General features: G+C 73.8%; 19 protein-coding genes and 1 pseudogene. 9 read left to right on the top strand and 11 right to left on the bottom strand.

What is annotated here, in order from left to right; all coding sequences use genetic code 11:
* Nucleotides 1-111: 111 nt before the first annotated feature.
* Nucleotides 112-771 (bottom strand): MOSC domain-containing protein, encoded by a 660-nt coding sequence (locus tag AB0C36_RS24980; RefSeq protein WP_358357645.1) that lies wholly within the window; start codon nucleotides 769-771, stop codon nucleotides 112-114.
* Between the two features lie 89 nt (nucleotides 772-860).
* Entirely contained in the window at nucleotides 861-1,244 is a 384-nt protein-coding gene (locus AB0C36_RS24975) for a MerR family transcriptional regulator (protein WP_358357643.1), read from the bottom strand.
* Between the two features lie 162 nt (nucleotides 1,245-1,406).
* Between AB0C36_RS24975 and AB0C36_RS24970 the strand changes: the two genes are divergently transcribed.
* Nucleotides 1,407-2,675 (top strand): MFS transporter, encoded by a 1,269-nt coding sequence (locus AB0C36_RS24970; RefSeq protein ID WP_358357641.1) that lies wholly within the window; start codon nucleotides 1,407-1,409, stop codon nucleotides 2,673-2,675.
* Between the two features lie 129 nt (nucleotides 2,676-2,804).
* Here AB0C36_RS24970 and AB0C36_RS24965 read toward each other — a convergent pair whose 3' ends face one another.
* The 3 genes from AB0C36_RS24965 to AB0C36_RS24955 all read right to left on the bottom strand — a co-directional run bounded on the left by AB0C36_RS24965 (nucleotide 2,805) and on the right by AB0C36_RS24955 (nucleotide 8,067).
* Entirely contained in the window at nucleotides 2,805-4,094 is a 1,290-nt protein-coding gene (locus tag AB0C36_RS24965) for an SWIM zinc finger family protein (RefSeq protein WP_358357639.1), read from the bottom strand.
* Nucleotides 4,091-7,105, bottom strand: a complete 3,015-nt coding sequence (locus tag AB0C36_RS24960; RefSeq protein ID WP_358357637.1) for an SCO1167/SCO6262 family helicase — start codon at nucleotides 7,103-7,105, stop codon at nucleotides 4,091-4,093. Before AB0C36_RS24960 ends, AB0C36_RS24965 begins: the two co-directional genes overlap by 4 nt.
* A 206-nt stretch (nucleotides 7,106-7,311) precedes the next feature.
* Nucleotides 7,312-8,067, bottom strand: a complete 756-nt coding sequence (locus AB0C36_RS24955) for a TetR/AcrR family transcriptional regulator (protein ID WP_358357635.1) — start codon at nucleotides 8,065-8,067, stop codon at nucleotides 7,312-7,314.
* Between the two features lie 141 nt (nucleotides 8,068-8,208).
* Here AB0C36_RS24955 and AB0C36_RS24950 point away from each other — a divergent pair.
* Both AB0C36_RS24950 and AB0C36_RS24945 read left to right on the top strand, forming a co-directional pair.
* Nucleotides 8,209-9,230 (top strand): annotated as a pseudogene (locus tag AB0C36_RS24950) (ATP-binding cassette domain-containing protein).
* On the top strand, nucleotides 9,227-10,120 hold the full coding sequence (locus AB0C36_RS24945; protein WP_358357632.1) for an ABC transporter permease: 894 nt from the start codon (nucleotides 9,227-9,229) through the stop codon (nucleotides 10,118-10,120). The pseudogene AB0C36_RS24950 and the gene AB0C36_RS24945 overlap by 4 nt, the downstream one beginning before the upstream one ends.
* Nucleotides 10,121-10,144: 24 nt before the next feature.
* On the opposite strand, the gene AB0C36_RS24940 is transcribed toward AB0C36_RS24945, so the two are convergent.
* Both AB0C36_RS24940 and AB0C36_RS24935 read right to left on the bottom strand, forming a co-directional pair.
* Complete coding sequence (locus AB0C36_RS24940) at nucleotides 10,145-10,741, bottom strand: methylated-DNA--[protein]-cysteine S-methyltransferase (RefSeq protein WP_358357629.1); 597 nt, start codon at nucleotides 10,739-10,741, stop codon at nucleotides 10,145-10,147.
* A 46-nt stretch (nucleotides 10,742-10,787) separates the two neighbouring features.
* A complete protein-coding gene (locus tag AB0C36_RS24935) occupies nucleotides 10,788-11,135 on the bottom strand; it encodes a VOC family protein (protein WP_358357627.1) in 348 nt (115 codons plus the stop codon).
* Between the two features lie 111 nt (nucleotides 11,136-11,246).
* On the opposite strand from AB0C36_RS24935, the gene AB0C36_RS24930 reads away from it, so the two are divergent.
* Nucleotides 11,247-11,828 (top strand): CGNR zinc finger domain-containing protein, encoded by a 582-nt coding sequence (locus AB0C36_RS24930; protein WP_358357625.1) that lies wholly within the window; start codon nucleotides 11,247-11,249, stop codon nucleotides 11,826-11,828.
* A gap of 430 nt (nucleotides 11,829-12,258) precedes the next feature.
* On the opposite strand, the gene AB0C36_RS24925 is transcribed toward AB0C36_RS24930, so the two are convergent.
* The gene (locus tag AB0C36_RS24925) at nucleotides 12,259-12,699 is read right to left on the bottom strand and encodes an Lrp/AsnC family transcriptional regulator (protein ID WP_358357622.1); all 441 of its coding nucleotides are present in this window, start codon (nucleotides 12,697-12,699) and stop codon (nucleotides 12,259-12,261) included.
* 96 nt (nucleotides 12,700-12,795) lie between these two features.
* On the opposite strand from AB0C36_RS24925, the gene AB0C36_RS24920 reads away from it, so the two are divergent.
* The 5 genes from AB0C36_RS24920 to AB0C36_RS24900 all read left to right on the top strand — a co-directional run bounded on the left by AB0C36_RS24920 (nucleotide 12,796) and on the right by AB0C36_RS24900 (nucleotide 19,572).
* Nucleotides 12,796-13,743: a hypothetical protein gene (locus AB0C36_RS24920; RefSeq protein WP_358357620.1), complete on the top strand. Its 948-nt coding sequence runs from the start codon at nucleotides 12,796-12,798 to the stop codon at nucleotides 13,741-13,743.
* 228 nt (nucleotides 13,744-13,971) lie between these two features.
* Nucleotides 13,972-14,481, top strand: a complete 510-nt coding sequence (locus AB0C36_RS24915; RefSeq protein ID WP_358357618.1) for a hypothetical protein — start codon at nucleotides 13,972-13,974, stop codon at nucleotides 14,479-14,481.
* A 170-nt stretch (nucleotides 14,482-14,651) separates the two neighbouring features.
* Nucleotides 14,652-16,103, top strand: a complete 1,452-nt coding sequence (locus tag AB0C36_RS24910; RefSeq protein ID WP_358357616.1) for a sensor histidine kinase — start codon at nucleotides 14,652-14,654, stop codon at nucleotides 16,101-16,103.
* Nucleotides 16,104-16,234: 131 nt separating this feature from the next.
* Nucleotides 16,235-16,891: a response regulator gene (locus AB0C36_RS24905; RefSeq protein WP_435839109.1), complete on the top strand. Its 657-nt coding sequence runs from the start codon at nucleotides 16,235-16,237 to the stop codon at nucleotides 16,889-16,891.
* Between the two features lie 212 nt (nucleotides 16,892-17,103).
* Entirely contained in the window at nucleotides 17,104-19,572 is a 2,469-nt protein-coding gene (locus tag AB0C36_RS24900; protein ID WP_358357613.1) for an MMPL family transporter, read from the top strand.
* Here AB0C36_RS24900 and AB0C36_RS24895 read toward each other — a convergent pair.
* The 3 genes from AB0C36_RS24895 to AB0C36_RS24885 form a co-directional block, all read right to left on the bottom strand.
* Nucleotides 19,548-20,705, bottom strand: coding sequence for an acyl-CoA dehydrogenase family protein (locus AB0C36_RS24895; protein ID WP_358357611.1), 1,158 nt, complete (start codon nucleotides 20,703-20,705; stop codon nucleotides 19,548-19,550). The genes AB0C36_RS24900 and AB0C36_RS24895 overlap by 25 nt on opposite strands.
* 207 nt (nucleotides 20,706-20,912) lie before the next feature.
* The gene (locus tag AB0C36_RS24890) at nucleotides 20,913-22,034 is read right to left on the bottom strand and encodes a M24 family metallopeptidase (protein ID WP_358357608.1); all 1,122 of its coding nucleotides are present in this window, start codon (nucleotides 22,032-22,034) and stop codon (nucleotides 20,913-20,915) included.
* A gap of 243 nt (nucleotides 22,035-22,277) precedes the next feature.
* Nucleotides 22,278-23,342, bottom strand: a complete 1,065-nt coding sequence (locus AB0C36_RS24885; protein WP_358357606.1) for a DUF3050 domain-containing protein — start codon at nucleotides 23,340-23,342, stop codon at nucleotides 22,278-22,280.
* Between the last annotated feature and the right edge of the window lie 126 nt (nucleotides 23,343-23,468).

Below are 23,468 nucleotides of genomic sequence, written 5' to 3'. Positions count from 1 at the left end.
GGTCGATGCCGACCGGTCCACGGCACACCGCCCTCGTCGTCGTGCTCGAACACGGCGACCTCGGACCCGGCGACCTCGGACACGGCGACCTCGGACACGGCGACCTCGAACTCAGCCGGCCAGGTAGGCCGTTCGCTTGCGCAGCCAGTCCAGCGCCGGTTCCGGCAGGTCGTCGATCGCCAACAGCCCCGGGAGCAGATCGGGTTCGATCGTCATGGCGCGGAAGAAGTGGGCCACCGTCACGCCGTGGGCCGGACGGTGCACCACCTCGACCGTGTCCCCGGCCTGCACGTCACCGGGTTCGACCACGCGGAAGTACGGACCCGGGCGTCCCGCCCGCATGAACCGCTTGACCCAGCCCTCCTGTTCCAGCCAGCCCTGGAAGGTACGGCACGGGATCCGCACCGTCGCGATTTCCAGGACCACGTCCGCCCCGACGCGCCAGCGCTCGCCCATCAGAGCGGCGTTGACGTCGTAGCCGGCGGTCGTGAGGTTCTCGCCGAAAGCGCCGTTCGGCAGCGTCCTGCCGAGTTCGGTTTCCCAGTGGTCCAGGTCCTCGCGGGCGTAGGCGTAGACCGCCTGGGCGCTGCCGCCGTGGTGCTTCACGTCGTACACCCGGTCGCCGGCCAGCCCGACCGCGCCGGTGCCGCGCGGACCGGGCTCGGTGACGGCCACCGGGCCGGCGACGGGGCGCTTGTCGATCCCGGTCGTGCCGACCGTCTTCCACGGATTGTCGCGGGGCTTGCCGATGTTGACGGAAAGCAGATTCATGGGAGCGACGGTACGGTCGCCGTGGCCGGAAGGCGACGGTTTTCCCGGCCAGAATCACCAGTTCCGGTCCGGAAGAACTCCGTTGGTTGTCAGGCCTGTTCGCCTGCATGATCGGGAGCGACGGCGGCAAGGTACTCGCGGATCGCGCGCAGATTGCGCCCGAGGCAGTCGATGCGCGCCTGGATGCGTTCGGCCTCGCCGCGCAGCAGCGCCGTCGTCTCGGCGGTCAGGCAGTCGGGGTGCGGGTGGAGCTGGTCGGGCCGGTCGAGGAACGGCAGGATGTTCCGGATGATCTCGGTGGTCAGGCCGGAGTCGAGCAGTCCGCGGATCTGCTGGACGCGGTACACGGCAGCTTCCGGATAGCTGCGGTAGCCGTTGTCCGCCCGGTCGGGGTGCAGGAGGTCCTGTTCCTCGTAGTAGCGCAGCATGCGGGTGGGGACCCCGGTCCGCCGCGACAACTCGCCGATCCGCATCCGGCACCTCCTCGTCGGGCTTGTGCTTGTGTGCTCGGGCTTGTGTGCTCGGGCGTTGTGCGCCTGGACTTTGGCGCCGGATCCGCACGGGTCCCTTCGGCGTCGATCTGCCGCACGCCCGCGCTTGCCTTCTCACTGATGTGAAGGTTTCAGCATGGCCATATGCCGACCGCATCAGCAAACGAGCACGTCAACCGGTATGCCCCGGCCCCGGACGGACCGTCCGGCACGCGACTGCCCCTGGCCGGGCTGCTCGCACTGTTCACCGCCGCCTTCACGGCCGTGATGACGGAGCTCCTCCCGGCGGGCCTGCTGCCGCGCATGGGCGACGGGCTGGGCGTCCCGGAGAGCCGCGTCGGATTCCTGGTCACGGGCTACGCCGCCGCCTCGTTCCTGGCCGCGATCCCGCTGACCGCCGCCCTGCGCGGGCTGCCCCGGCGGCCGATCCTGATCGGCGCGCTGCTCGGCTTCGCGGTGTGCAACGCGGTGACCGCGCTCTCGTCCTCCTATTCGCTGACGTTCGGAGCCCGGCTGCTCGCGGGCGCGATGGGCGGCACGCTGTGGGCGATGCTCGCGGGGTACGCCTCCCGCATGGTCCCGCCCGAGCGCCGCGGCAGCGCGATCGCGATCGTGCTCGCGGGGATCACCGTCGCGCTCGCCGCCGGCATCCCCGCCGGGACCGCCCTGGCCGCGGCGGTCGGCTGGCGCGCCGCGTTCGGAACCGTCGCGGTCCTCGGTCTCGCGGTCGCGGCGTGGGTGCGCTGGAAGGTGCCGGACTTCCCCGGCGAACCGGCGGCCGGCCGCGCACCGCTGCGCCGCATCGCCGCCAAGCCCGGCATCGCGCCGGTGCTCGCGGTGACGCTGTTCCTGCTCCTCGGGCACCAGGCGGTCTACACGTACCTCGCGCCGCTCACCGAGCGCTCGGGCTTCGGCCGGACCGGTCTCGTGCTCGCGGTCTTCGGCGTCGCCACGGTCGCGGGCATCTGGGCGGCCGGGACGCTGGCCGACCGGCATCTGCGCGCGAGCCTGCTGGGTGCCCTCGCGGTCACCGCCACGGCGCTGCTGGCACTCGGCGCGGCCGGGCGGAACGGTGTCGTGCTGATCGTGGCGGTGGCCCTGTGGGGGGCGGCGTTCGGCGGCGCCCCGACGCTGATCCAGACGGCGCTGGTGGACGTGTCCGGCCCGGCCGACGCGGACGTGGCGACCGCGTTGCAGGCCACCGTCTACAACGCGGGGATCGCGGCGGGCTCCCTGGCCGGTGGCGTCGTGCTCGACAACGCCGGGGCGGGGGCGCTGCCGTGGACCGCGCTCCCGCTCGTCCTGGGTGCGCTGACGGTCGTACTGCTCGCCGTCCGGCATGCCTTCCCGGCTCCGGCGCGACGGGCCGCCGCGGCCGGTCGGACCCCGCGGATCAGCCCGGGCGGGAGCTGATCCGCGGGTCGCGACGAGCACCGGGCCGGCCAGGGGACCGGACGCTGGTGCGGCCGCCGGATGGGCGGCAGGAGCCTGGTCACCGGAGTCGGCCGCCGTGCAGGTCGCATGTCCCGGCCACCGGACGGGTCAGAGGTGGTCGAGGGCCGAGGCGGCGTCGCGGTCCGGGCGGCCGGAGGGCCACCACACGCCGCCGCGCTCCTCGTACGGGTACCACCGGCCGTCCCGCCCGTAGCGGAGCTGTCGGCCGCCGCCCGCGTCCGTCCATCGGTTGCGCGACACGGCGAACGCCCGGCCCGCCTCCGGGTCGTCAGCCCACAGCTCCTGGAACTCGGTATTGGCGCACGCGAGTTCGGTGCGGTTCGGGCGCCACGGACTGTCGAACACCTCGAAGCCGCGGGGGCCTCCGTACCGCCAGGCGGCCACCCCGCGCTCGAAATCGGCGGGGCGGTCGTGTGCGGCGCGCAGGCGGCGGTGTGCGTCGGGGTCGTCGTGGCGGGCCGCCAGCCGTACGGCGTCCGCCCGTTCGCCGAGGTCCGCGAGGTCCAGCAGCGGTGCCGGGTCACCGGAGGCTTCGTCACCGGATGCCGCCTCCCCGGTCATGCCCTGCCCGCCCGCCGGGACCAGCGCCGCGCACAGCAGTTCGAACGCCCGCTCGGCGGCGTCGCGGGCCAGCAGCCGCAGCGCCGCGAACTCCAGCTCGGGCCCGTCCGCAACGGTCGGCATCTCCCCCGGCGCGTCCGGGAGTTCGGGGTCCGCGGGCAGCGGGCCGGGTTGGGCCGCGTAGGCGTCCCCCGCGGCGACCGCCGCCCGTATCGGTTCGCCCGCGCCCCCGCCCTCACGGGCGCCCTCGGCACCGCGCAGTTGCAGGGCCGCCAGGAAGTCCTGCTCGCCCAGACCACGCATCAGCAGGAGCAGGAACGGGTCCTCGTCGACCAGCCATGCCGCCTGGTAGGCGAGTGCCGCGGCGTGGCGGCAGGGGTGCCCCCAGTCCTCGCAGTCGCACGACGGGTCCAGGTCGCCCATGCCGGGCAGCAGCGGCACGCCCACGTCCTCCGCCGCGGCCACCAGGTCGTGCGGCATGTCCCTGCGCAGCAGGGCCGCGATGTGGCCCGCGCGGGCCGCCACTTGGTCGAGGAAGCGGTCCCACTGGCGGGCGGTCAGCGGTTGCAGGGTGAGGGTCGTACGGTGGACCTCGCCCTCGCCGTGCACGGGCGCGAAGAGGTGGCCCGGGCTGACCGTGATGCTGCCGACGCGACCGGTACAGGCGTACTTGCGGCCGTTGCGCAGCGCCTCGGAGTCCAGTGCCGCGTCTTCGAGCGCCTGGATCCAGGCCTTGCCCCACCACGAGCGGGCGAAGCCCCGGCCGCCGCGGCGGCCGGCCGGGAACGCGGGGAAACCACGAGCGGATTCGTTCACCGGGCGCTCCTCAGTTCGACCAGGTCCGCCAGTTCGGCGTCGGACAGTTCGGTGAGCGCGGCCTCGCCGGATGCCAGCACGGCGTCGGCGAGGGAGCGCTTGGCGGCGAGCATGTCGGCGATGCGGTCCTCGACGGTGCCCTCCGCGATGAAGCGGTGCACCTGCACGGGACGGGTCTGCCCGATGCGGTACGCGCGGTCCGTCGCCTGGTCCTCGACCGCCGGGTTCCACCAGCGGTCGAAGTGCACGACGTGGTCGGCGCGGGTGAGGTTGAGCCCGGTTCCGGCGGCCTTCAGGGACAGCAGGAACACCGGGACCTCGCCGTCCTGGAAGCGCCGCACCAGCTCCTCGCGCCGGGCCACCGGCGTTCCACCGTGCAGGAGTTGGGTCGGTACGCCGCGGTCGGCGAGATGGCGTTCGATGAGCCGGGCCATCGCGACGTACTGCGTGAAGACGAGTACGGCGCCGTCCTCGGCGGTGATGGTGTCGACGAGTTCGTCGAGCAGTTCGAGCTTGCCGGAGCGGCCCGCGAGGCGGGGTTGCTCCTCCTTCAGGTACTGGGCAGGGTGGTTGCAGATCTGTTTGAGCCCGGTGAGCAGCTTGACGACCCGGCCGCGGCGCGCGATGCCGGTGGTCCCGGCGACCTCGGCGAGGAGCTCGCGGACCGTCGCCTCGTAGAGCGCGGCCTGTTCGCGGCTCAGGGCCACGGGCTGGTCGGTCTCGGTCTTGGGCGGCAGTTCGGGGGCGATGCCGGGGTCGGACTTGCGGCGGCGCAGCAGGAACGGGCGTACCAGACGCGCGAATCGCTCGGCCGCGGCCGGGTCCTTGCGCGACTCGACGGGCACCGCCCACCGGGTGCGGAACGCCGCGAGCGGGCCCAGCAGACCCGGGGTCGTCCAGTCGAGGACGGCCCACAGCTCGGTCAGGTTGTTCTCGACCGGCGTGCCGGTGAGGGCGACGCGGGCGAGGGCGGGAATCCGGCGCAGCTCCTTGGCCGTTCCAGAACGCGGGTTCTTGACGTGCTGCGCCTCGTCGGCGACGAGCAGGCCCCAGGGCGCGGCCGAGAGTTTGTCGGCGTCGCGACGCATGGTGCCGTACGTCGTGAGCACAAACCCGTCGGCGAGGTCCGCGAGATCGCGCCGCGTGCCGTGGAACCGGCGGACCGGGGTGCCGGGGGCGAAGCGGCGGATCTCGCGCTCCCAGTTGCCGAGCAGCGAGGCGGGGCACACGACGAGCGTCGGGCCGGCGGTCGTGTCGTCCTGTTGGCGGTGCAGGTGGAGCGCGATCAGGGTGACCGTCTTGCCGAGCCCCATGTCGTCGGCGAGGCAGCCGCCGAGGCCCAGTTCGGTCATGCGGGCGAGCCAGCGCAGGCCGCGCAACTGGTAGTCGCGGAGTGTGGCGTCCAGGGCGGCGGGCGGTGCGACGGCCTCGGCCGCGGCGGCCGCGTCCGGGTCGGCGATGCGGTCGCGGAGGGCACTCAGCCACCCTTCGGCGCGCACCGGCACGCGTACGCCGTCGATCTCGGTGCCGCCGGTCAGAGCGGCTCCGAGGGCGTCGACCGCGGTGAGCGGCTTCAAGTGGCGTTCGCGTGCCTTGCGCAGCAGTTCGGGGTCGACGAGCATCCAGCGGTCGCGGAGCCGGACGATCGGCCGGTGGGATTCCGCGAGGGCGTCCATCTCGGCATCGGTGAGGTCGCTGTCGCCGAGGGCGAGCCGCCAGTGGAACGCGAACGCGGCGTCGCCGCCGAAGAACGACGGGCGTGCGGACGGCTCGTCGCGCGGCCCCGATTCGGCGCCGACGACGGCCGTGGCGGTCAGGCGGCGTACCAGCGACTTGGGCCAGTGCACGTCGATGCCCGCGGCGGCCAGGCGCGCGCCCGCGCGGCCGAGGAGGTCGCCCACTTCGTCGTCGGCGAGGTCGAGGACGTCGGGGACGGCCTGGTCGAGGAGGCGTTCGAGGGCGGGCCAGGCGTCGGCGGCGCGGCGTACGGCGATCGTCGCGTCGAGGCGGGCGCGGGGGCCGAGTCGGGCCACGGCGTCGGACGCCGTTGCTGATGCGGATGCCGCGCCCGCGGACGACGTTGCCGGGCCGGTCCCCCACAGGTCCGCCGCGTCGACGACGAGGGTCGGGTCGGCGAGGCTGTGCAGTTGGACGACGGCGCGGAAGCCGCTCGCGGCGAGGTCGCCGAGGCCGTCCTCGTCGTCCGGGTCCCCGCCCGGGAGTTCGATGCGCAGCGAGGCGCGCAGTCCGGCGTCGAGGCCCGAGGCGACCTCGTCGGCCCACGGGCGCAGTTGCGGCGCCCGGGTGACCGTGCGGGCGGCGAACAGCGGTGTCCCGGCGGCCCGGGCGGCGGCCGGCGTGCGGGGCATCGTGTCGGCGACGGCGTCCAGGAGGCCGCGCACCAGTTCCTCGGCGTCGGCCAGTTCGAGCAGCGTGCCGGACGCGGACGTCGGCGCGGGGTCGGGCGCATCGGCGGACGTAGGCACCGCACGGGCCTCGGGCGGCATGGCGTGCGCGAGGTCGCGTACGCGCGCGACGTCGGCGGCATCGAGCGGCCCGACGCGCCACGCGTCGAAGTCGCCGGGGGTGACACCGGGCAGGATGCGTCCGCGCGCGACCAGTTGCAGGGCGACGACGCAGACCGAGCCCCAGAACGCGGCTGCGCGGTGCGCGCCGGGGGCGGTGCGGGCGCGGGACAGGACGGGCACGGCCGCGGCGACGGGGACGCGCACCGCAGGCATCTGTCGCAGCGCCACCACGCCCGTCGCGGGGTCGGGCGCCGCGACGGCCAGGTCGACCGGCTCTCCGGCCCCGAACGGCAGGTCGACGCCGTCCGGACTCCAGAAGACCAGGTGCGACTGCCGCGGCGGGTCGGCCGGTTCGAAGACAGGCGCGCAGCGGGCAAGGGCGGCCGCCTCGGCAGGGCCGACCGCCGCGGGGCCGGAGGTCGGACGGCCGGAGTTGTGGGCGGAAGCGGATGTGGAGGCGGTACGGGTGGTGCCTGTCGCCATGCGCTGGGTTCCTCCGGATCAGGGACTCCGTACAGCGTACGGTACGATGTACGGAGATCCAACGGGACGCCCCCGCGGTTTGTTCCCGGGTCAGGATCGGAACCGGCCGGGCTCCGATCCGGGACACGTTCATCCTCACCCGGCCCGTTCTCGGGCCCACGTCGGCCCATGCCTCGGGCGCGCGTCGGCCCCGCGCCGACCCCGTTTCAGCCGCGGGCGCGCTCGTCGACAAAGCGTTCGACGCCGTCCAGCAGCCGCTGGAGTCCGAACTCGAATCCTTCGCTCGGCGAGGTCTCGAAGGCGCCCGAGTACCAGGCGGCGTACAGCGTGGGATAGCGGCTCTGCTGGATGAACCGCTCCAGCATGGGCGTGGCCTTGTCCCACCATTCCTCGTAGTCGACGTCCGACTCGCGGTCGGCGGCACCGATGTCGGCGGTGATCTGCGCGACGCCGCGTACGTATCCGTCGACCAGATTGACGATGTCGACCATCTCGCGCTGGGTCAGGCCGATCCCGGACACCGCCCGCATCGCGAACTCCGAGCGCGCGGTCTCGGCCGGCCCGAGGAGCATCAGTCCGGGCGTCGACAATGACACCAGCCACGGGTGCCGAAGCGCCACCGCGCGGTCGGCGCGCGCGTGCAGTTCGAGTGCCTCGCGCCACGTGCCGCTGAAGGCCTCGGGTCGGTCGGCTTCGGCCAGCACGGTGTCGACCATCAAGTTGAGCAGCTCGTCCTTGCCCGGCACATAGGTGTAGAGCGACATCGTCCCGACACCGAGCCGCTCGGCGACCTTGCGCATCGACAGCGCCGCGACACCGGCCTCGTCGGCCAGCGCGATTGCCGCCGCCACGATGCGGTCGACGCTGAGGCCGGGCTTCGGGCCGCGCGCCGGGGGCTCCTTCGCGCGCCACAGCAGCGCGAGCGTGCGCGTGGGGTCCGACCTGCCGGTCTTCTCAGCCATGTGACCGTCCTCACTCAAGTCCGTACGGCGTACGGTTGGTACTCCGTACGCCGTACCGTACGGTGTACGGAGTAGGTCCGTACGGTGTACACAGTTTAGGAGGCCACCCTCGTGACTGCCTTGACCAGGGCTCCGGCCGGAGTGCCGCGGCAGGCGGCTGCCGACACGGCGGCGATCCGCACCCTGGGGCTGCGCAAGGACTATCGGGGCACGCCCGCCCTCGACGGCATCGACCTGGAGGTGCCGCGCGGCACGGTCCACGGGCTGCTCGGCCCGAACGGCGCGGGCAAGACCACCGCGGTTCGCATCCTGGCGACACTGCTGCGCCCGGACGGCGGGCGTGCCGAGGTCGCGGGCTTCGACGTGGCCCGCGACCCGTCCGAGGTGCGCCTGCGCGTCGGGCTGCTCGGTCAGCACGCCGCCGTCGACGAGATCCTCGACGGTCGGCAGAACCTGGAGATGTTCGCGCGCCTGTACCACCTCGCGCCGCGCGCGGCCCGTGCCCGGGCTGCCGAACTGCTCGACCGCTTCGGCCTCGCGGACACCGGCCGCAAGCCGGTCGGCGCGTACTCGGGCGGAATGCGCCGTCGGCTCGACCTCGCGGCGGCCATGATCCTGGCACCCGAGGTCATGTTCCTGGACGAGCCGACAACCGGCCTCGACCCGCGTGCCCGGACCGAAGTCTGGGCTTCGGTCCGGGAGTTGGTCGCAGGCGGAACCTCCGTCCTGCTCACCACGCAGTACCTGGAGGAGGCCGACCGGCTGGCCGACGGCATCACCGTCGTCGATCGCGGACGGGTTGTCGCGCGCGGCACTCCTGACGACCTCAAGGCCCGGCTGGGCGGGGCCGCATCGACGTCGTACTCGCCGAGGACGCCGATGTGGCCGCCGCGGCACGCCTGTTGGAACAGGTGGCGGGCGGGGTGCCGGCGGAGGTGGACGCGGCGGCCCGGCGGGTCGGCGTACCGGTGCGCGACCGGGTGGCGGCCCTGACGGCCGTCGTCGGTGCGTTGCGGGACGCCGGGATCGAGGCGGAGGACATCGCTCTGCGGCGGCCGACGCTGGACGAGGTCTTCGTGGACCTGACCGGCCGTACCCCCGAGGCGAAGGCGGCGACCGCGGCCGCCCCGGCGCAGGAGACCGAGAAGGAGGCGGGCGCATGACCACCCACTTGGACACAAGCACGAGCGCGAGCGCACCGGCAGCGAACGGCGACGACGGCGCCGGCCTGCTCCCGAGCCCCGCCCTCCCCAAGAGCCCCGCGTCCCGGCTGCGTTGGGCCGCCGCGGACTCGTGGACGCTGACGCTGCGCACGTTCAGGCACTGGGCCCGGCAGCCTGCGGCCCTGATCCTGGCGCTGCTGTTCCCGGTGCTGCTGGTACTGATGTTCGGCTACCTGTTCGGCGGCCAGATGCAGGTGCCGGGAGGCGGCAACTACCGGGAGTTCCTGCTCCCGGGGATGTTCGCGATGTCGATGGTGTTCGGCATCGAGACGACGTTCGCCGCGGTCTCCACCGACGCCGCCCGCGGGGTCACCGACCGGTTCCGTTCGATGCCGATCGCCGCCTCCGCGGTCGTCGTGGGGCGCAGCGTGGCAGACATGGCCCACTCGGTCGTGGCGCTGGCGGTGATGGTCGTGTGCGGGCGCCTGGTCGGATGGAGCTGGCACGACGGGCTCGTCCGCGCGGCGGCCGCGTTCGCCCTGCTCCTCCTGCTGCGGTTCGCCCTGCTCTGGGTCGGCATCTACCTGGGTCTGGTCGCCCGCGGGCCGGAATCACTGGTGGCCATCCAGGTCCTGGTGTGGCCGATCGGGTTCCTGTCCAACGCGTACGCCTCGCCCGCGTCGATGCCGGACTGGCTCGGCGCGGTCGCCGAGTGGAACCCCCTGTCGGCGACGGTGGCGGCGGCCCGCGAACTGTTCGGCAACCCGGGCTGGGGCGGCGAGTCCTTCGCGGCCCGGCACGCGGTGGAACTGGCCATCGCCTGGCCGGTGTTGATCACCGCCGTCTTCCTGCCCCTGGCGGTACGCCGCTTCAACCGCCTGGACCGCTGACACTCGGACCACCGCCAGGGGCGCTCAGAAGAGGGTGGGCGGCGGGGCCTCCGGAGCGCCCTCGATCGCCAGCATCCGCCACTTGGTGTCGACGCCGCCGTGCGCCGAGAACCCGCCGGACGCACCGCCGGCGGCGAGCACCCGATGGCACGGCACCACGATCGCGCACGGGTTGCGCCCGAGGGCGTGCCCGACCGCGCGGGCGGCACCGGGCATGCCCAGGCTGCGGGCGACTTCGCCGTACGTCATGGTCCGCCCGGGCGGGATCGCCCGGGCGACCGCGTACACCCGGCGGTTGAACTCCGGTACGCCGTCGAGGTCGAGCACGATGTCGTGCAGGTCGCGCGGTTCGCCGCGGAGCAAAGCGCGTATCGCCTCGATGGCGTCGCGCACTTCCGGCGGCGGCTCGCCGCCGGACGCCTCGGGCACCCCGGCCGCCGCTCCTGGCACCCACGCACCCGCGTCGCCCGCCTCCCCCGCAGGTCCGGCGGCTGCCAGCCTCGCCCGCGTAGTGGCGTCGTCCCGCTCCGGCAACTGCACTCTGGTCACACCCTGCGGGCCCCAGGCGATGCCGCAGCGGCCGATTGCGGTGTCGAAGAGCGTGAAGCCGCGGTTGGTCATGATCCCAGTCTGCCTTCCTCGCCCTCGTGTGGCCCGCAGTTGGTCCTCACGTGGCGCAGACGCAGAACTGGTTCCCCTCGTTGTCGCCGAACACGACCCACCCGGACGTTCCTTCGCCGTGCCGGGAAAGGCGCTTGGCGCCGAGCGCCTCGACGCGGGCGGCCTCGGCGTGCAGGTCGTCGGTGACCAGGTCGAGGTGCAGGCGGTTCTTGCCCTCGCGCTTCTCGGGCACGACGTTGACGCACAGGCCGGGGCCGGCCCCCTCGGGGTCGACGAGGTACGTGTACGCATCGTCCTGCGCATCCACCTTGTACCCGGTGACGGCCGTCCAGAAGGCGGTGGAGGCCGCGAGATCGTTGGTGTCGATACTGACGTTGGCAATGCGGAGGCCCATGGCTGCAATCCCTCTCGGAGGTCGACTGACGAGCGACTGGCGTAACCTTCTATTCGTGAACACTAGTTAGCGTAACCAGCTATCGTCAATAGCAGGTTGGAACGGGGTGGCATGTCCGCAAACGAGCCCGACTCCGACGCCGCGCCGGGCGCGCTGCGCCGCGTCGAGGAGTTGATCAACACGTTCAGCGTCGACACCGGGACGGATGCCCTCACCGACCCGGCGGCGCTGGCGGCCTGGCTCGCGGAGCGGGACCTCCTGCCGGAGACAGTGGCCGTGAGTGCGGCGGACCTCGACCGGGCACGCGTGGTCCGCGAGGGACTCCGGGCGATAGTCGTGGCCAACAACACGCCCGCGTCCGCCGCCCGGAAGACGGACGACGCCGCCCGCACCCCCGCGGCCCTGGCCGACCTGGCCGCTCTCGCCCGCGAACTCCCCCTGGTCCTGGACCCCTTGACCACCCCGCCGACCCTGGTCCCCCACACCCCCGACACGCCGGATGCCGCCCTGGCCCAACTCCTCGCCGACGTGGCCAAGTCCGTGGCCGACGGCACCTGGTCGCGCATGAAGGGGTGCCGCATGTGCGAGTGGGCGTACTACGACTACTCCCGCAACCGCTCCCGCGCCTGGTGCTCAATGGCCCTGTGCGGAAACCGAGCAAAAGCCCAAGCCTTCCGCGACCGCAGCCGGTGACCCCGGCGTCGGACACCCCAGGTTGAAGGCCACGGCATGGCGCGAACCGCTACCTGGCGGTCCACTCGTGCGGTTATGCGCGGGCAGGAAAGCCGCGCACACATTGCGGCCAGGCACCTCGCCACCGAGTCGCGCATGAGCCTTGCGCACGCCTGTGGGGCCACTGTGTCGGCCGGGTTTTCGGGCGGTTCGCCTGTCGGCCGCACGTCATACGAATGCCGCGTCGCGCGTTCGATCTCCCTTGGTACGCCTACCTGTTCGGGTCGCCTTCGGGCGCGCGGACTTGCCCGGGCGAATCCGGAGAAGCGGCCATCCGGCATGCGCGATGCGGCGTACTGTGGCGCCAAGGCCCCCGCCCCGGCCGGTCGCGGCCCGCATCCCGCCCCCGTGTTGGCGGGCCGCGACCGGCCTTCGGCCGCGGACCGCGCGCTCACAGGTTCGGCGGGCGACCCTCGTACGGCGTGCTCAGCACCACCGTCGTACGCGTCGACACATTGGCCGCCGCGCGGATCTTCGCGAGCAGTGCCTCCAGGTCGCCGGGGGCACCGACGCGCACCTTGAGGATGTAGCTCTCGTCTCCGGCCACGCTGTGGCAGGCCTCGACCTCGTCGAGGTCGGCGAGCCGCTCCGGTGCGTCGTCGGGGGCCGCCGGGTCGATTGGTTTGACCGAGATGAACGCGGTGAGCGGCAGCCCCAGCGCATCCGGGTCGACGACCGCGCCGTAGCCGCGGATCACGCCCCGCTGTTCGAGGCGGCGCACACGCTGGTGCGCCGCCGAGGTGGACAGGCCGGTGGCCTTGCCCAGGTCGGTGTAACTCATGCGACCGTCCCGGACAAGAAGCCGGACGATCTGTCGGTCGAGGTCCTCCACGCGTAAAACCTAGGGCATGCGCGCGCGGCGGGCCCGGCCGAGTGATCCCGCGCGTGTCCGGGACCGGCCCGTTATTCGGCGGCTACGCTGACCCGCATGACCTCGTCAAGCCGCATCACCGCGCTCGAGCAACTCGACCGCGCGCTGCTGAGCGTCACCTCCCGCGACGAGACCTCCGCCGCGCGCGCCCGCCAACTCCGCTGGGTCGCCGGTGAGTTGCGCCGGGCGATCGTACGCGAGGGGTTTCCCACCGAAGCCCGCGCATCTCTCGCCGACTTCTTCGCCGCGGAGCCGGTGAGCATCTACCTCGACCTCGCCAAGCGCGGCGATCTGCGCACGCGCGCGACCTCCGGCAACGCGACGTCGACGGTGGCGAGCATCCGCGTCCGCATGGACTGCCTGGAAATCCTCGCGCGCGCCGGAAAGGTCCCCGTCTTCCTGCCCGAGCGCCCGGCGATGCAGGAGCTCAAGAAGCCGGTCGGCGCCCGGCAGCGCTCGCTGCTGCAGGGATGGCTGGAAGCCACCGCCGACCGCCCCGGGGCGGCCCCGGGGCGTGTCCGCCTGTTCGCGCTCGTCGGCGTGGTCCTCGACACCGGTGCCCGCGCCGGGGAACTGTGCGCGCTCAAGCTCGCCGACCTCGGACCCGACCTCGACACGGTGACGGTCGTACGCAAGCCGCAGGCCCGCTCGGTCGCCCCGCCCACGACCGAGGTCCACGAACTGTCCGGCCCCACGCGGGCGGCGCTGCAGCACTGGCTCGACGTACGCGAGGAGCTGATCCGGGAGGTGCAGGGCACCGCGAAGTCCCTGTGGGTCTCGGTCCGCGGCAACCACGCCGGGGTGCTGGACGCGGACGGGCACGCGCGGCTGCGCCCGGCCGGCATGCCGCTCATGCCGCGCGGGCTGGCCCGCGCGTACACCCGCACCGTCGTGCAGGTGAACGCCGACATGGTCGGGCACCCGGGTTGGGAGCCGCTGCCGTACCGCCTGGAGCAACTGCGGCGCGCGGTGGAGCCGCACCCCGCGGAGTCGCACAGCCCCTGACCGCGCCGCGCCCCGGAGCCGCCGCACGCCGAGTCGGCGCACCCCGAGTCGGCGGTCCCCGGACTGCCGGTCCGCCCCGCTCCCCCGAGTGCGAATCGGGATGATTCCGGCCAACTACCTGCTCCGCTCAACCTGGGTACTGCGCTTCGTCACCCCTCGCGGCTATGGTCGGCGCAGCGGGCCCACCAACACCCACGGGTGTGTCCGCGCACGCGACAGGGGGACACCATGAGCAGCATCGCCCTGGACATCCGCGACATCCCCGACCTCACCGACGACCTCGAGTCGCCCGGGGAGCACGCGGGTCCGGATCGACCGGAGAGAGCCGGTAACGCGGCCTCCGGCCCGGTCGCCGCCGAGCCGACCTCAAGACTCGTTTCCGGGCCGACCCGGCTGCGTTGCGCCGACTGCGGCACGGTCCTGGCGGCCGACGAGCCCGCCGACCGGCCGGATGACGACGACCGCGCCCACGGAGATGTCGACGGGTACATGGACGGGTATGCCGGCCCGCCCCCGCGGGCCGGCGCGCCGCTCGCGTGGCGCGTCCCGGTGCACGCCGTGGGCCCGGCCGCGACCGAGCCGTTCGAGGCACGCCTGTGCCCCGGTTCGGACCGCTGTGCCGATCCCGAGGCCGACGCCGTCCCGGAACCGGAACCCGACCTCCCGACTCCCCCCGCGCTCACGCTGCCCCGGGGATTGGACTGGCGCACGCAGCCGTTCTCGCACGCGTCGGTGTAGTACGGGAGTCGGCGGGCGCGGCGCACGAGACGCCGCCGCCCGACCGGCGCGCGCTGCCGCCGCGCGGACCGACCCTGCGGATATCCCCCGTACGAGGGAGTCGCCGCTCGGGGGACGTCCTGATACTCGGTCGGAGGGTCGTCCCGTCCCCCAGCCCGAGAGGACCGTGCGTGGCCGCCTTGATCGCCGTCCTGGCCAGGACCGTTCCGACTCGCGTGGTCCGGACGGTCGAGCGGGTACGGGCGGCCGCCGCGCCGCTCGGCCACTACCCGGCCGACGCCGCACTCGCGTTCCTCGTGCTGTGCACGATGGTCGCGCTGCTGCGCATCGACGCCTCGGGCATGCCGTCCGGCACCGACCACTGGTACGCGTACGTACTCGTCGCCCTCGCCTCGGTCCCCCTCGCGTGGCGGCGTCGCTGGCCGTTCGGCACCGCTCTCGTCGTCTCGGTGGCCGCGGTCGTCTACGACCGGCTGCCGGGCCTGCCCAGCCAGCACCTCCAGTACGGCGCCCTGATCGGCGTCTACACGGTCGCCGACCGCGGGCCGGACCGGGTGCGCAAGTGGGTGCCGGTGTTGTGCGTGGCCGGGCTGGTCGCCTCCGGGCTGAGTGTCCGCGACCTGATCTACGGCGACATGTTCCCGCTGCTCAGCCTGCTCACCGCGTACGTGCTGGGCTGCTCGGCCCGCACCCGCCGCATGCACGCCGCGACCCTGGAGGCCCGGGCCGAGCAACTGGCCCGGGAGCGCGACCTGGAGGCCGACCGCGCCGCCCTGCGCGAACGCGAGCGCATCGCCCGGGAGATGCACGACATCCTGGGCCACGCGGTGAGCCTGATGGTCGTGCAGGCCGAGGCCGGGCCGGTCGTGGTACGCCGCGACCCGGCCCGTGCCGAGGCCGCCTTCGACGCGATCGCCGAGGCCGGCCGCGACGCGATGGCGCAACTGCGCAGGCTGCTCGGCCTCCTGAACCGTCCCGGGGAGCCGGCAGGCGCTGGAGGCGTCGGAGCGCCCGCCGACTCCGGCGAGCGCGCCCCACAAGCGGGGGTCGACACACTTCCGGAACTCGTCGCGCGCGTCCGCGACGCGGGCCTGCCGGTCGAACTCGCCGTCTCCGGCACGCCGCGGCCCCTGCCGGGCGATGTGTCGCTGGCCGTCTATCGTCTCGTGCAGGAGTCCCTCACCAACACGGTCCGCCACGCGGCCGCGACCCGCGCGTGGGTCCGGATCGCCTGGACCGGCGGCGGGCTGGAGGTCGTCGTGGACGACGACGGCGTCGGGGCGGGGTCGGCCGACCGTGCCGACACCGACGGCGGCGGCTATGGACTGGTCGGACTCGCGCACCGGGTCAGGGCCGCGGGTGGATCGCTGACCGCGGGCCCGGGGCCGGACGGTCGCGGCTTCCGCGTCGTCGGGTGCTTCGCGGACGTCGCCGCCGCTCCCTCGGACGGCGACGACGTACCGGGCGGCCTGGGCAGCGTCGGCGAGCCCGGCGACGCCGGTTCCCAGGCCGGGTCCGGAGACCGTCCCGCGGTGCGCGACTCCACCGGGGCGACCGGGGCGACCGGGCCGACCGGGCCCGTCGGCGAAGGCCCCGCCGCGTACGCGAAACTGACGCCGTGACAGCACCTCACGACGGCTCGCCGGACGACTCCCGGGTCGGCCGCCACGACCTGCCCGCGCCGGCCGACCCGCCCGCGCACATCCGCGTCGTCGTCGCCGACGACCAGGAACTGGTGCGCAGCGGCTTCGGCATGATCCTCGACGCCCAGCCGGACATCACCGTCGTCGCCGAAGTGCCGGACGGCGCCGCCGCGGTGGCCGCCGCCCGCGAACACCGGCCGCACGTCGTGCTCATGGACGTACGCATGCCCCGCATGGACGGCATCGAGGCCACCCGCCTCGTCTGCGAGCAGACGTCGAGCCGCGTCGTCATGCTGACCACGTTCGACCACGACGAGTACGTCTACGACGCGCTGCGCGCCGGCGCGGGCGGGTTCCTGCTCAAGGACGTGCGTCGCGACGACCTCGTGCACGCGGTACGCGTCGTCGCGGCCGGCGAGGCGCTCCTCGCCCCGTCCGTCACCCGGCGCCTGATCACGCGCATGGTCGCGGCCAACATGGCGGCCAACGTCGCGGCCGACCAGGACGCGTCCACGGCGCAGGGAGAGGGCCGCGGCCCTGATCGCCGCCTGGAGATCCTGACCGAGCGGGAGCGCGAAACGCTGCTGCTGCTCGCGCGCGGCCTGTCCAACGCGCAGATCGCGGCAGCCATGGTGATCAGCGAACACACCGTCAAGACGCATGTCGGGAACGTGCTCTCCAAGCTGCACTTGCGGGACCGGGTGCATGCGGTGATCTGCGCGTACGAGACCGGGCTCGTCGTCGCGGAGGCCGGCGAGACGGCCTGACGCCGACCCCCGGCTCCCCCTGACGGGCGAGCCCTGTCGTCCGAATCCCCCGTACGGGCGATCCCGCAGGACCCCTCGCGGCGGCGATCCGCCGTACCCCTCCCCCGCACGAGCATGGACGCAGCACGACACCGCCGCCGCCCGGCAAGGCCCACCCCCGGCCGCCTGCGCGGAGTCGCCCGAAGTCCACCGTGTCCTCAGGGAGTTCCGCCATGCCCGTGATCCTCCAGCCGCCGCTGTCCCCCGGTGGGGGCCGACCGCGCTGCCCACGGCCGCCGAAGTGCCGCATCGGACGCGGGCGCGCCTGGTTCGCCGTCGCCCTGTGGCTGGTCGTCGCCGTCGGCGGATTCGCCCTCGGCAGCGCGGTGTTCGGCCGTCTGACGACGTCCGTGGGAACCGCGCCGGGCAGCGAGTCCGACCGCGCCGCGGACGCCCTGGCCCGCATCGGCTCGGCCCAAGACGCGGGCCCTGGCTCGGGATCCGGTACCGGCACCGGTCCTGGCACCGGCGAGACCGTGACCGCCGTCATCGGCGGACGCGACGCCGCCGACCCGGAGTTCGCGGCGCAGGTGCGCTCCGCCGCCGACCGCGCCCGGGCCCTTCCCGGCGTCGTCTCCGTCGTCGACCCGTACACCTCCCCTGCCGCGCTCCCGCCCGCACGCGACGGACGCTCGGTGCTCGTACGCGTCGAGGTCGCGTGGCGCCCCGGCGCACCGACCGTCGAGGCGACCGCTCGCGACGCCGCCCGCATCCTGCACGGCATCGACGCCCCGCGCGTCCGGGTCGGCGGCGGTCCGCTGCTGACGGCCGAGATGAACGACCAGGCCGAACGCGACCTCAACCGGGCCGAGTTGATCTCACTGCCGATCGTCGTCCTGCTGCTCCTGGTCGTCTTCGGCGGTGTCGTCGCCGCCGGACTCCCGCTCGCCGTCGCGCTGGTGGGCATCGCGTCGACGTTCCTGGTGTTGTACGGCTTCAGCCTCGTCACCGATGTCTCGGTGTACGCCGTGCAGGTCACCACGATGCTCGGGCTGGGCCTCGCCGTCGACTACGCGCTGCTGATCGTCACCCGGTTCCGCGAGGAACTGGCCCGTGACACCGGGCCCGACGCCGACGGCACCGAGAACTCCCGTGCCGGTGACGGCGCCGACGCGACAGAGGCCGCCGTACGCCGCACCTCCGCGACGGCCGGGCGCACCGTCCTCGTGTCCGGCCTCACCGTGTCCGCCGGGCTCGCCGGGCTCCTGGTGTTCCCCGACCCGTTCCTGCGCGGCATCGGGATGGCCGGAGCCGCGGTCGTCGCCATCGACATGATCGCTGCCCTGACGCTGCTCCCCGCGCTGCTCCGGCTGTTCGGCCACCGCATCCCGGCGGCCCGCGCCAAGGCCCGCGAGGGACGCGTGTTCGCCCGCGCCGCGGCGCTCGTCGGCCGGCGCCCCGTCGTCGTCCTGAGCCTTCTCGCGGCGGCCCTCGCGATCCTGGCCGCGCCGGCCGCCGGTCTGCGCCTGTCCGGTGGAGACGCGCGCTCGCTGCCCGGGTCGTCCGAGTCCCGGCAGGTCTACGAACAGGTACGCGACGACTTCGGCACACAGTACGTCGCGGACCCGGTCGACGTACTCGTCAAGGCCAAGCCCGGGAATCCCGGCGGCACCGGGGCTCCCGGCGGCAAGGGCCACCAGGTCGAGCCCGGCGTCGCCGAACCGCCCGCCGCCATCGAGCGCTTCGCCGCCGACGTGGCCCGCCTGCCCGGCGTCCGCGAGGCGACACCCCGTCAGGGGCCGGACGGATCAGCCGTGTTGACGGTGCGCGTCGACCTGCCCGCCGACACCCCGTCCGACGGCGGGCCGGCGCAGCGCGTCGTACGCGACATCCGCGAACTGCGCGGGCTGCCGCCGTACTCCGGCCTCGACGTGCAGGTCACCGGGCCGGCCGCCCGGCTGGTCGACTACCACGCGATGCTCGCCGACCGGCTCCCGTACGCCGCCGCCGTCATCCTTCTCGCCACGCTCGCCCTGCTGTTCGCCTTCACCGGCTCGGTGCTGCTCCCGATCAAGGCGGTGCTGTCCAACGTGCTCGCGGTCGGCGCGTCGCTGGGCATCGTCGTATGGCTGTTCCAGGACGGTCACTTCGGGCAGGGGCTCGGTGCGGTCGACGCCACGGCGCCGGTGCTGATCGCGGCCATCGCGTTCGGACTGTCCATGGACTACGAGGTGTTCCTGCTGTCCCGCATCCGCGAGGAATGGCTCGACGGACGGGACCCGCGTACCGCGGTCGGCGAAGGACTGCGCCGCAGCGGGCGCGTGGTCACCGGTGCCGCACTCCTGCTCGTGGTGGTCTTCGCGGCCTTCACCACCGGCGGCTTCTCGCCGATCCGGCAGATCGGGCTCGGACTCGCCCTCGCCATCGTGCTGGACGCCACGGTGGTCCGCATGCTCGCCGTCCCGGCCGCGATGACGCTGCTGGGCCGGGCGGCGTGGTGGGCCCCGGGACCGTTGCGCCGGTGGCACGACCGACACGGTCTGACCGAGGGTCCCGCCGGAGCAGCCACCCGAGCGGGAACACGCGCAGGAGCGCGCACGGGAACCGGAGCGGCGCAGCGTGGGACCACGGCCGTCGCCGTACCCGCCCTGGTCGGCGGGCACGGCGACGACAGCGATCAGGCTCCGCCGCGCAGCAGTTGACGGGCGATCACCATGCGCTGGATCTGGTTGGTGCCCTCGACGATCTGCAGCACCTTCGCCTCGCGCATGTAGCGCTCGACGGGGAAGTCCGTGGTGTAGCCGTAGCCTCCGAAGACCTGGACCGCATCGGTGGTCACGCGCATCGCCGCGTCGGTGCAGAACAGCTTGGCCATCGCGGCCTCCTTGCCGAACGGCCTTCCCGCGTCCCGCAGTCGGGCGGCCGCGAGGTAGAGGGCCCGCCCGGCCTCCACGGCGGTCGCCATGTCGGCGAGCATGAACTGCACACCTTGGAGGTCGGCGATCGGGCCGCCGAACTGGCGGCGTTCCCGGGCATAGTCGGTCGCGGCGTCGAGCGCGGCCTGCGCGACGCCGATCGCGCAGGCCGCGATGCCGAGCCGTCCGGAGTCCAGCGCGGCCAGGGCGATCTTGAAGCCGCTGCCCTCGATCCCGATGCGGTCGGCCGCGGGGACGCGTACCCCGTCCAGGTGCACCTGGGCGGTCGGCGACGACCGCATGCCCATCTTGCGCTCGGGGGCCGCGAAGCCCAGCCCTTCCGCGTCGGCCGGCACGAACACCGTGCTGATGCCGCGCGGTCCGGGCTCGCCGGTGCGGACCATGACGGTGTAGAAGTCGGCGACGCCGCCGTGCGTGGTCCACGCCTTGGTCCCGGTGACCGTGTACGCCGCGCCGTCCGCGTCCGCCACCGCGCGCGTCGCCAGCGCGGCCGCGTCGGATCCGGACTGCGGTTCGGACAGGCAGTACGCGCCGAGCAGTTCGCCGGAGAGCATCTCGGGCAGCCGGGCCGCGCGCTGCTCGTCGCTGCCGAAGGCGGCCAGCGGATAGCAGGACAGTGTGTGCACGCTGACTCCGAGCCCGACCGCGAGCCATCCGGCGGCGAGTTCCTCGAGGACCTGGAGGTACACCTCGTACGGCTGGCCGCCGCCCTCGTACTCCTCGGGGTAGGGCAGCGAAAGGAGCCCGGCGGCGCCGAGGGTGCGGAAGATGTCGCGGGGGAAGCGGGCCGCGTCCTCGTCGGCGGCGGCGCGCGGGGCCACCTGCTTGGCGACCAGGTCGCGGGTCAGGTCGAGGAGGGCTTCGGCTTCCTCGGTGGGCATGCTGCGCACGACGGCCATCGGTGCGTCCTTCCGTGGGGCCCCTTATGGGAGTCCGGCGGTGACAGATGAGACAGGTGGGCCGGGCGGGATCGCCGCTCGGCGTGCTCCGATCGTACGCAGGGCGACTGTCCTGCGGCAGTGCGGCCCGGGCCCCGCCTCCGGAACCCGGGCCGCGCGATCGAGACGGCCGCGTCGCCGGCCGCTCGCGGTCGAGCCGTCCGGTCGTCAGGCGCCCACGACGGCCAGGTCGTGCGGACGGTGGTTGACCGGTTCGCCGGCGGTCTCGCCGCAGACGACGATGTCCTCGATGCGCGCTCCGTGGCGGCCGGGCAGGTAGATGCCCGGCTCGATGGAGAAGGCCATGCCCGGTTCGAGGACCAGCGGCGACCCGGCGACGATGTACGGCTCCTCGTGCGTCTCCAGGCCGATCCCGTGGCCCGTCCGGTGCACGAAGTACTCGCCGTAGCCCGCGTCCGCGATGATGTCGCGGCCCACGGCGTCCAGTTGCTCGGCCGTGATGCCCGGACGCACCGCCTCGCGCTGGGCCTGCTGGGCCCGTTGCAGCACCTCGTAGTACGCGGTGAAGTCCGCGGGCGGCTCCCCCACGCTGTAGGTGCGCGTCTCGTCGGAGCAGTAGCCGTCCTCGGTGGTGCCGCCGATGTCGACCACGACGGGGTCGCCCGGCTGGATAACGCGGTCCGAGACCTCGTGGTGCGGGCTCGCGCCGTTCGGGCCCGAGGCGACGATCACGAAGTCGACGCGTACATGGCCCTCGGCGATGATCGCATCCGCGATGTCGCGGCCGACCTCGCGCTCGGTACGCCCGGCGCGCAGCCACTCGCCCACCTGGGCGTGCACGCGGTCGATCGCGGCCCCGGCCTCGCGCAGCGCCCCGACCTCGGCCGGGGTCTTGCGCATGCGCATCTCGCGCAGCACGTCACCGGCGAGGGACTGCTCCGTACCGGGCATCGCACGGCGGAAGTTGAGCAGCTTCTCGGCCCACATGTGGTTGTCGACGCCGACCTTGGCGAGACCGCCGGGGAGGCGGCCGGCGATGAGGGCGTACGGGTCCTCGGTCTCGGCCCACCCGGCGATGTCGATGCCGAGGCGCGCGGCCGGAGAGGCCTCCGCGGCGGGCTTCTCCAGCCCCGGCACGACGAGGAACGGGTCGGCCGCGGCGGGGACGACGAGGCAGGTCAGCCGCTCCAGCGGCAGCGCCTCGTAGCCGGTGAGATACCGCAGGTCGGCGCCCGGGGAGATGAGGAGCGCGTCGAGTCCGGCCTCGGCGGCGGCTTTCGCGGCGGCGGCGAGGCGGTCGGTGGGATACAGATCGGTGTTGTGGCTCACAACGCCCAAGTTAGCCCGAGGCGGGCCCGCACGCCTTGGGTGACGGCCGCGCGGCGTACGCGAGTCCGTCCGACGACGAGGGGCATCGCGTACGCCGCGAGCACGGCACGAAGGCGGCGGCGGACCGCCGCGGCCCGGGAGTCGCCCGGATGTCACACCGGGGCCAGGCCGGGTGCCAAGCCCGTGTCGCGCCTGGGTCAAGCCGTGTGGCGCGCCTGGATCAGGCCGGGTGTCGTGCCTGGATCAGGCCGGCATCAGGCCCGCGTGCCGGCCGTGTGCGGCCGCCTCCCGGCGTTCCCGGATCGCCTCGGCGACGGCGTCCCACAGCGCCGCGCGCGAGCGGAGCGCGACGCTCACCGTCCCCGCGCACTCGCGCCAACGGCGGGGCTGGAGTCCGCACAGCTCCTCCAATAGGCGCAGTGCCATGGGGCCGTGCTCGTCGCCGTCCACCTCGATGTGCCGGCGCAGGTACTCGGCGAAGAGGGTGAAGTCCGCTCGTTCGGCCCCGTGGCCAGGACCGGGCGCCGGGTCGGACGCCGGATCGGGCGCTGTCCCGCAGTCCCGTCCGGGTGTCGGCTCGGGTGCCGCGAGGACGTGTTCGAACATCCGGGGCACAAGCTCCTCGCGGCCGAGCGCGAACGCGGCCGCGATGCAGTGCACGGGCGCGTGCTCGACGATGCGCCACGTCTGGCGTACGAACGCCGCGGCGTCCGGAGGGGCTCCGCACAACTGCACGGCCTCGGTCACCGGCAGCCCGTCGCCGAGAAGGTCGAGGAAGCAGAGCACGGGCGCGGTGTCGGCGCCGGCCGCGCCCATCGCCTCGATGTAGAGCTCGAAGTGACTGCGCGGGCCGACCCCGGTCAGGTCGCTCTCCTCGGTCAGCACGATCTCGTTGACCAGGCGCCGCAGCTCGGGGTGGCCGCGCGGTGTCCACGGCACGGTCACGCAGGTGAGGTGCCGCTGCAGCACAGTGAGCAGGGACATGAAGTCCCATACGGCGAAGACGTGGTGCTCCATGAAGACGCGGACGTCGTCGGGGTCGGCGAGCATCCGGTACATCGGGTGCGCGAGCACCCGGCGGCGGGCCGGCGCGGTCTCGCCGAGCAGGCGCATCGCACGGGACGGTGCGGGCGTGCTGTCGGCGGGAGGGCGCGGGAAGCCGTTGGTCGGGTCGGCGGCGTCCGGACGCCCGGCGTACGGGTGCCCGGCGTCAGGGAACTCGGCGTCCGGGAACTCGCCGTCCGGTGCGACGGCCGCGGTCGGTTGGGCGGGTATGCCTGACGTGTCGGTGCTCGGTATGACGTCCACGACGGTCCCTTGCTGGGTCGGCGGCACGGCCGGCATCGGGGGAAATTCGGTGCCGGACCGTGGGCCGGGACAGGAAGGCCCGGAGTAGTCCCGGCCCACGGCGGCTCCACACGGTAGGCGAGTCGT

It is taken from the genome of Streptodolium elevatio, from assembly GCF_040649515.1.
GTDB lineage: Bacteria > Actinomycetota > Actinomycetes > Streptomycetales > Streptomycetaceae > Yinghuangia > Yinghuangia elevatio.
The sequence above is the reverse complement of the archived record's forward strand: the minus strand, read 5'-3'. Positions and strand labels throughout refer to the sequence as shown.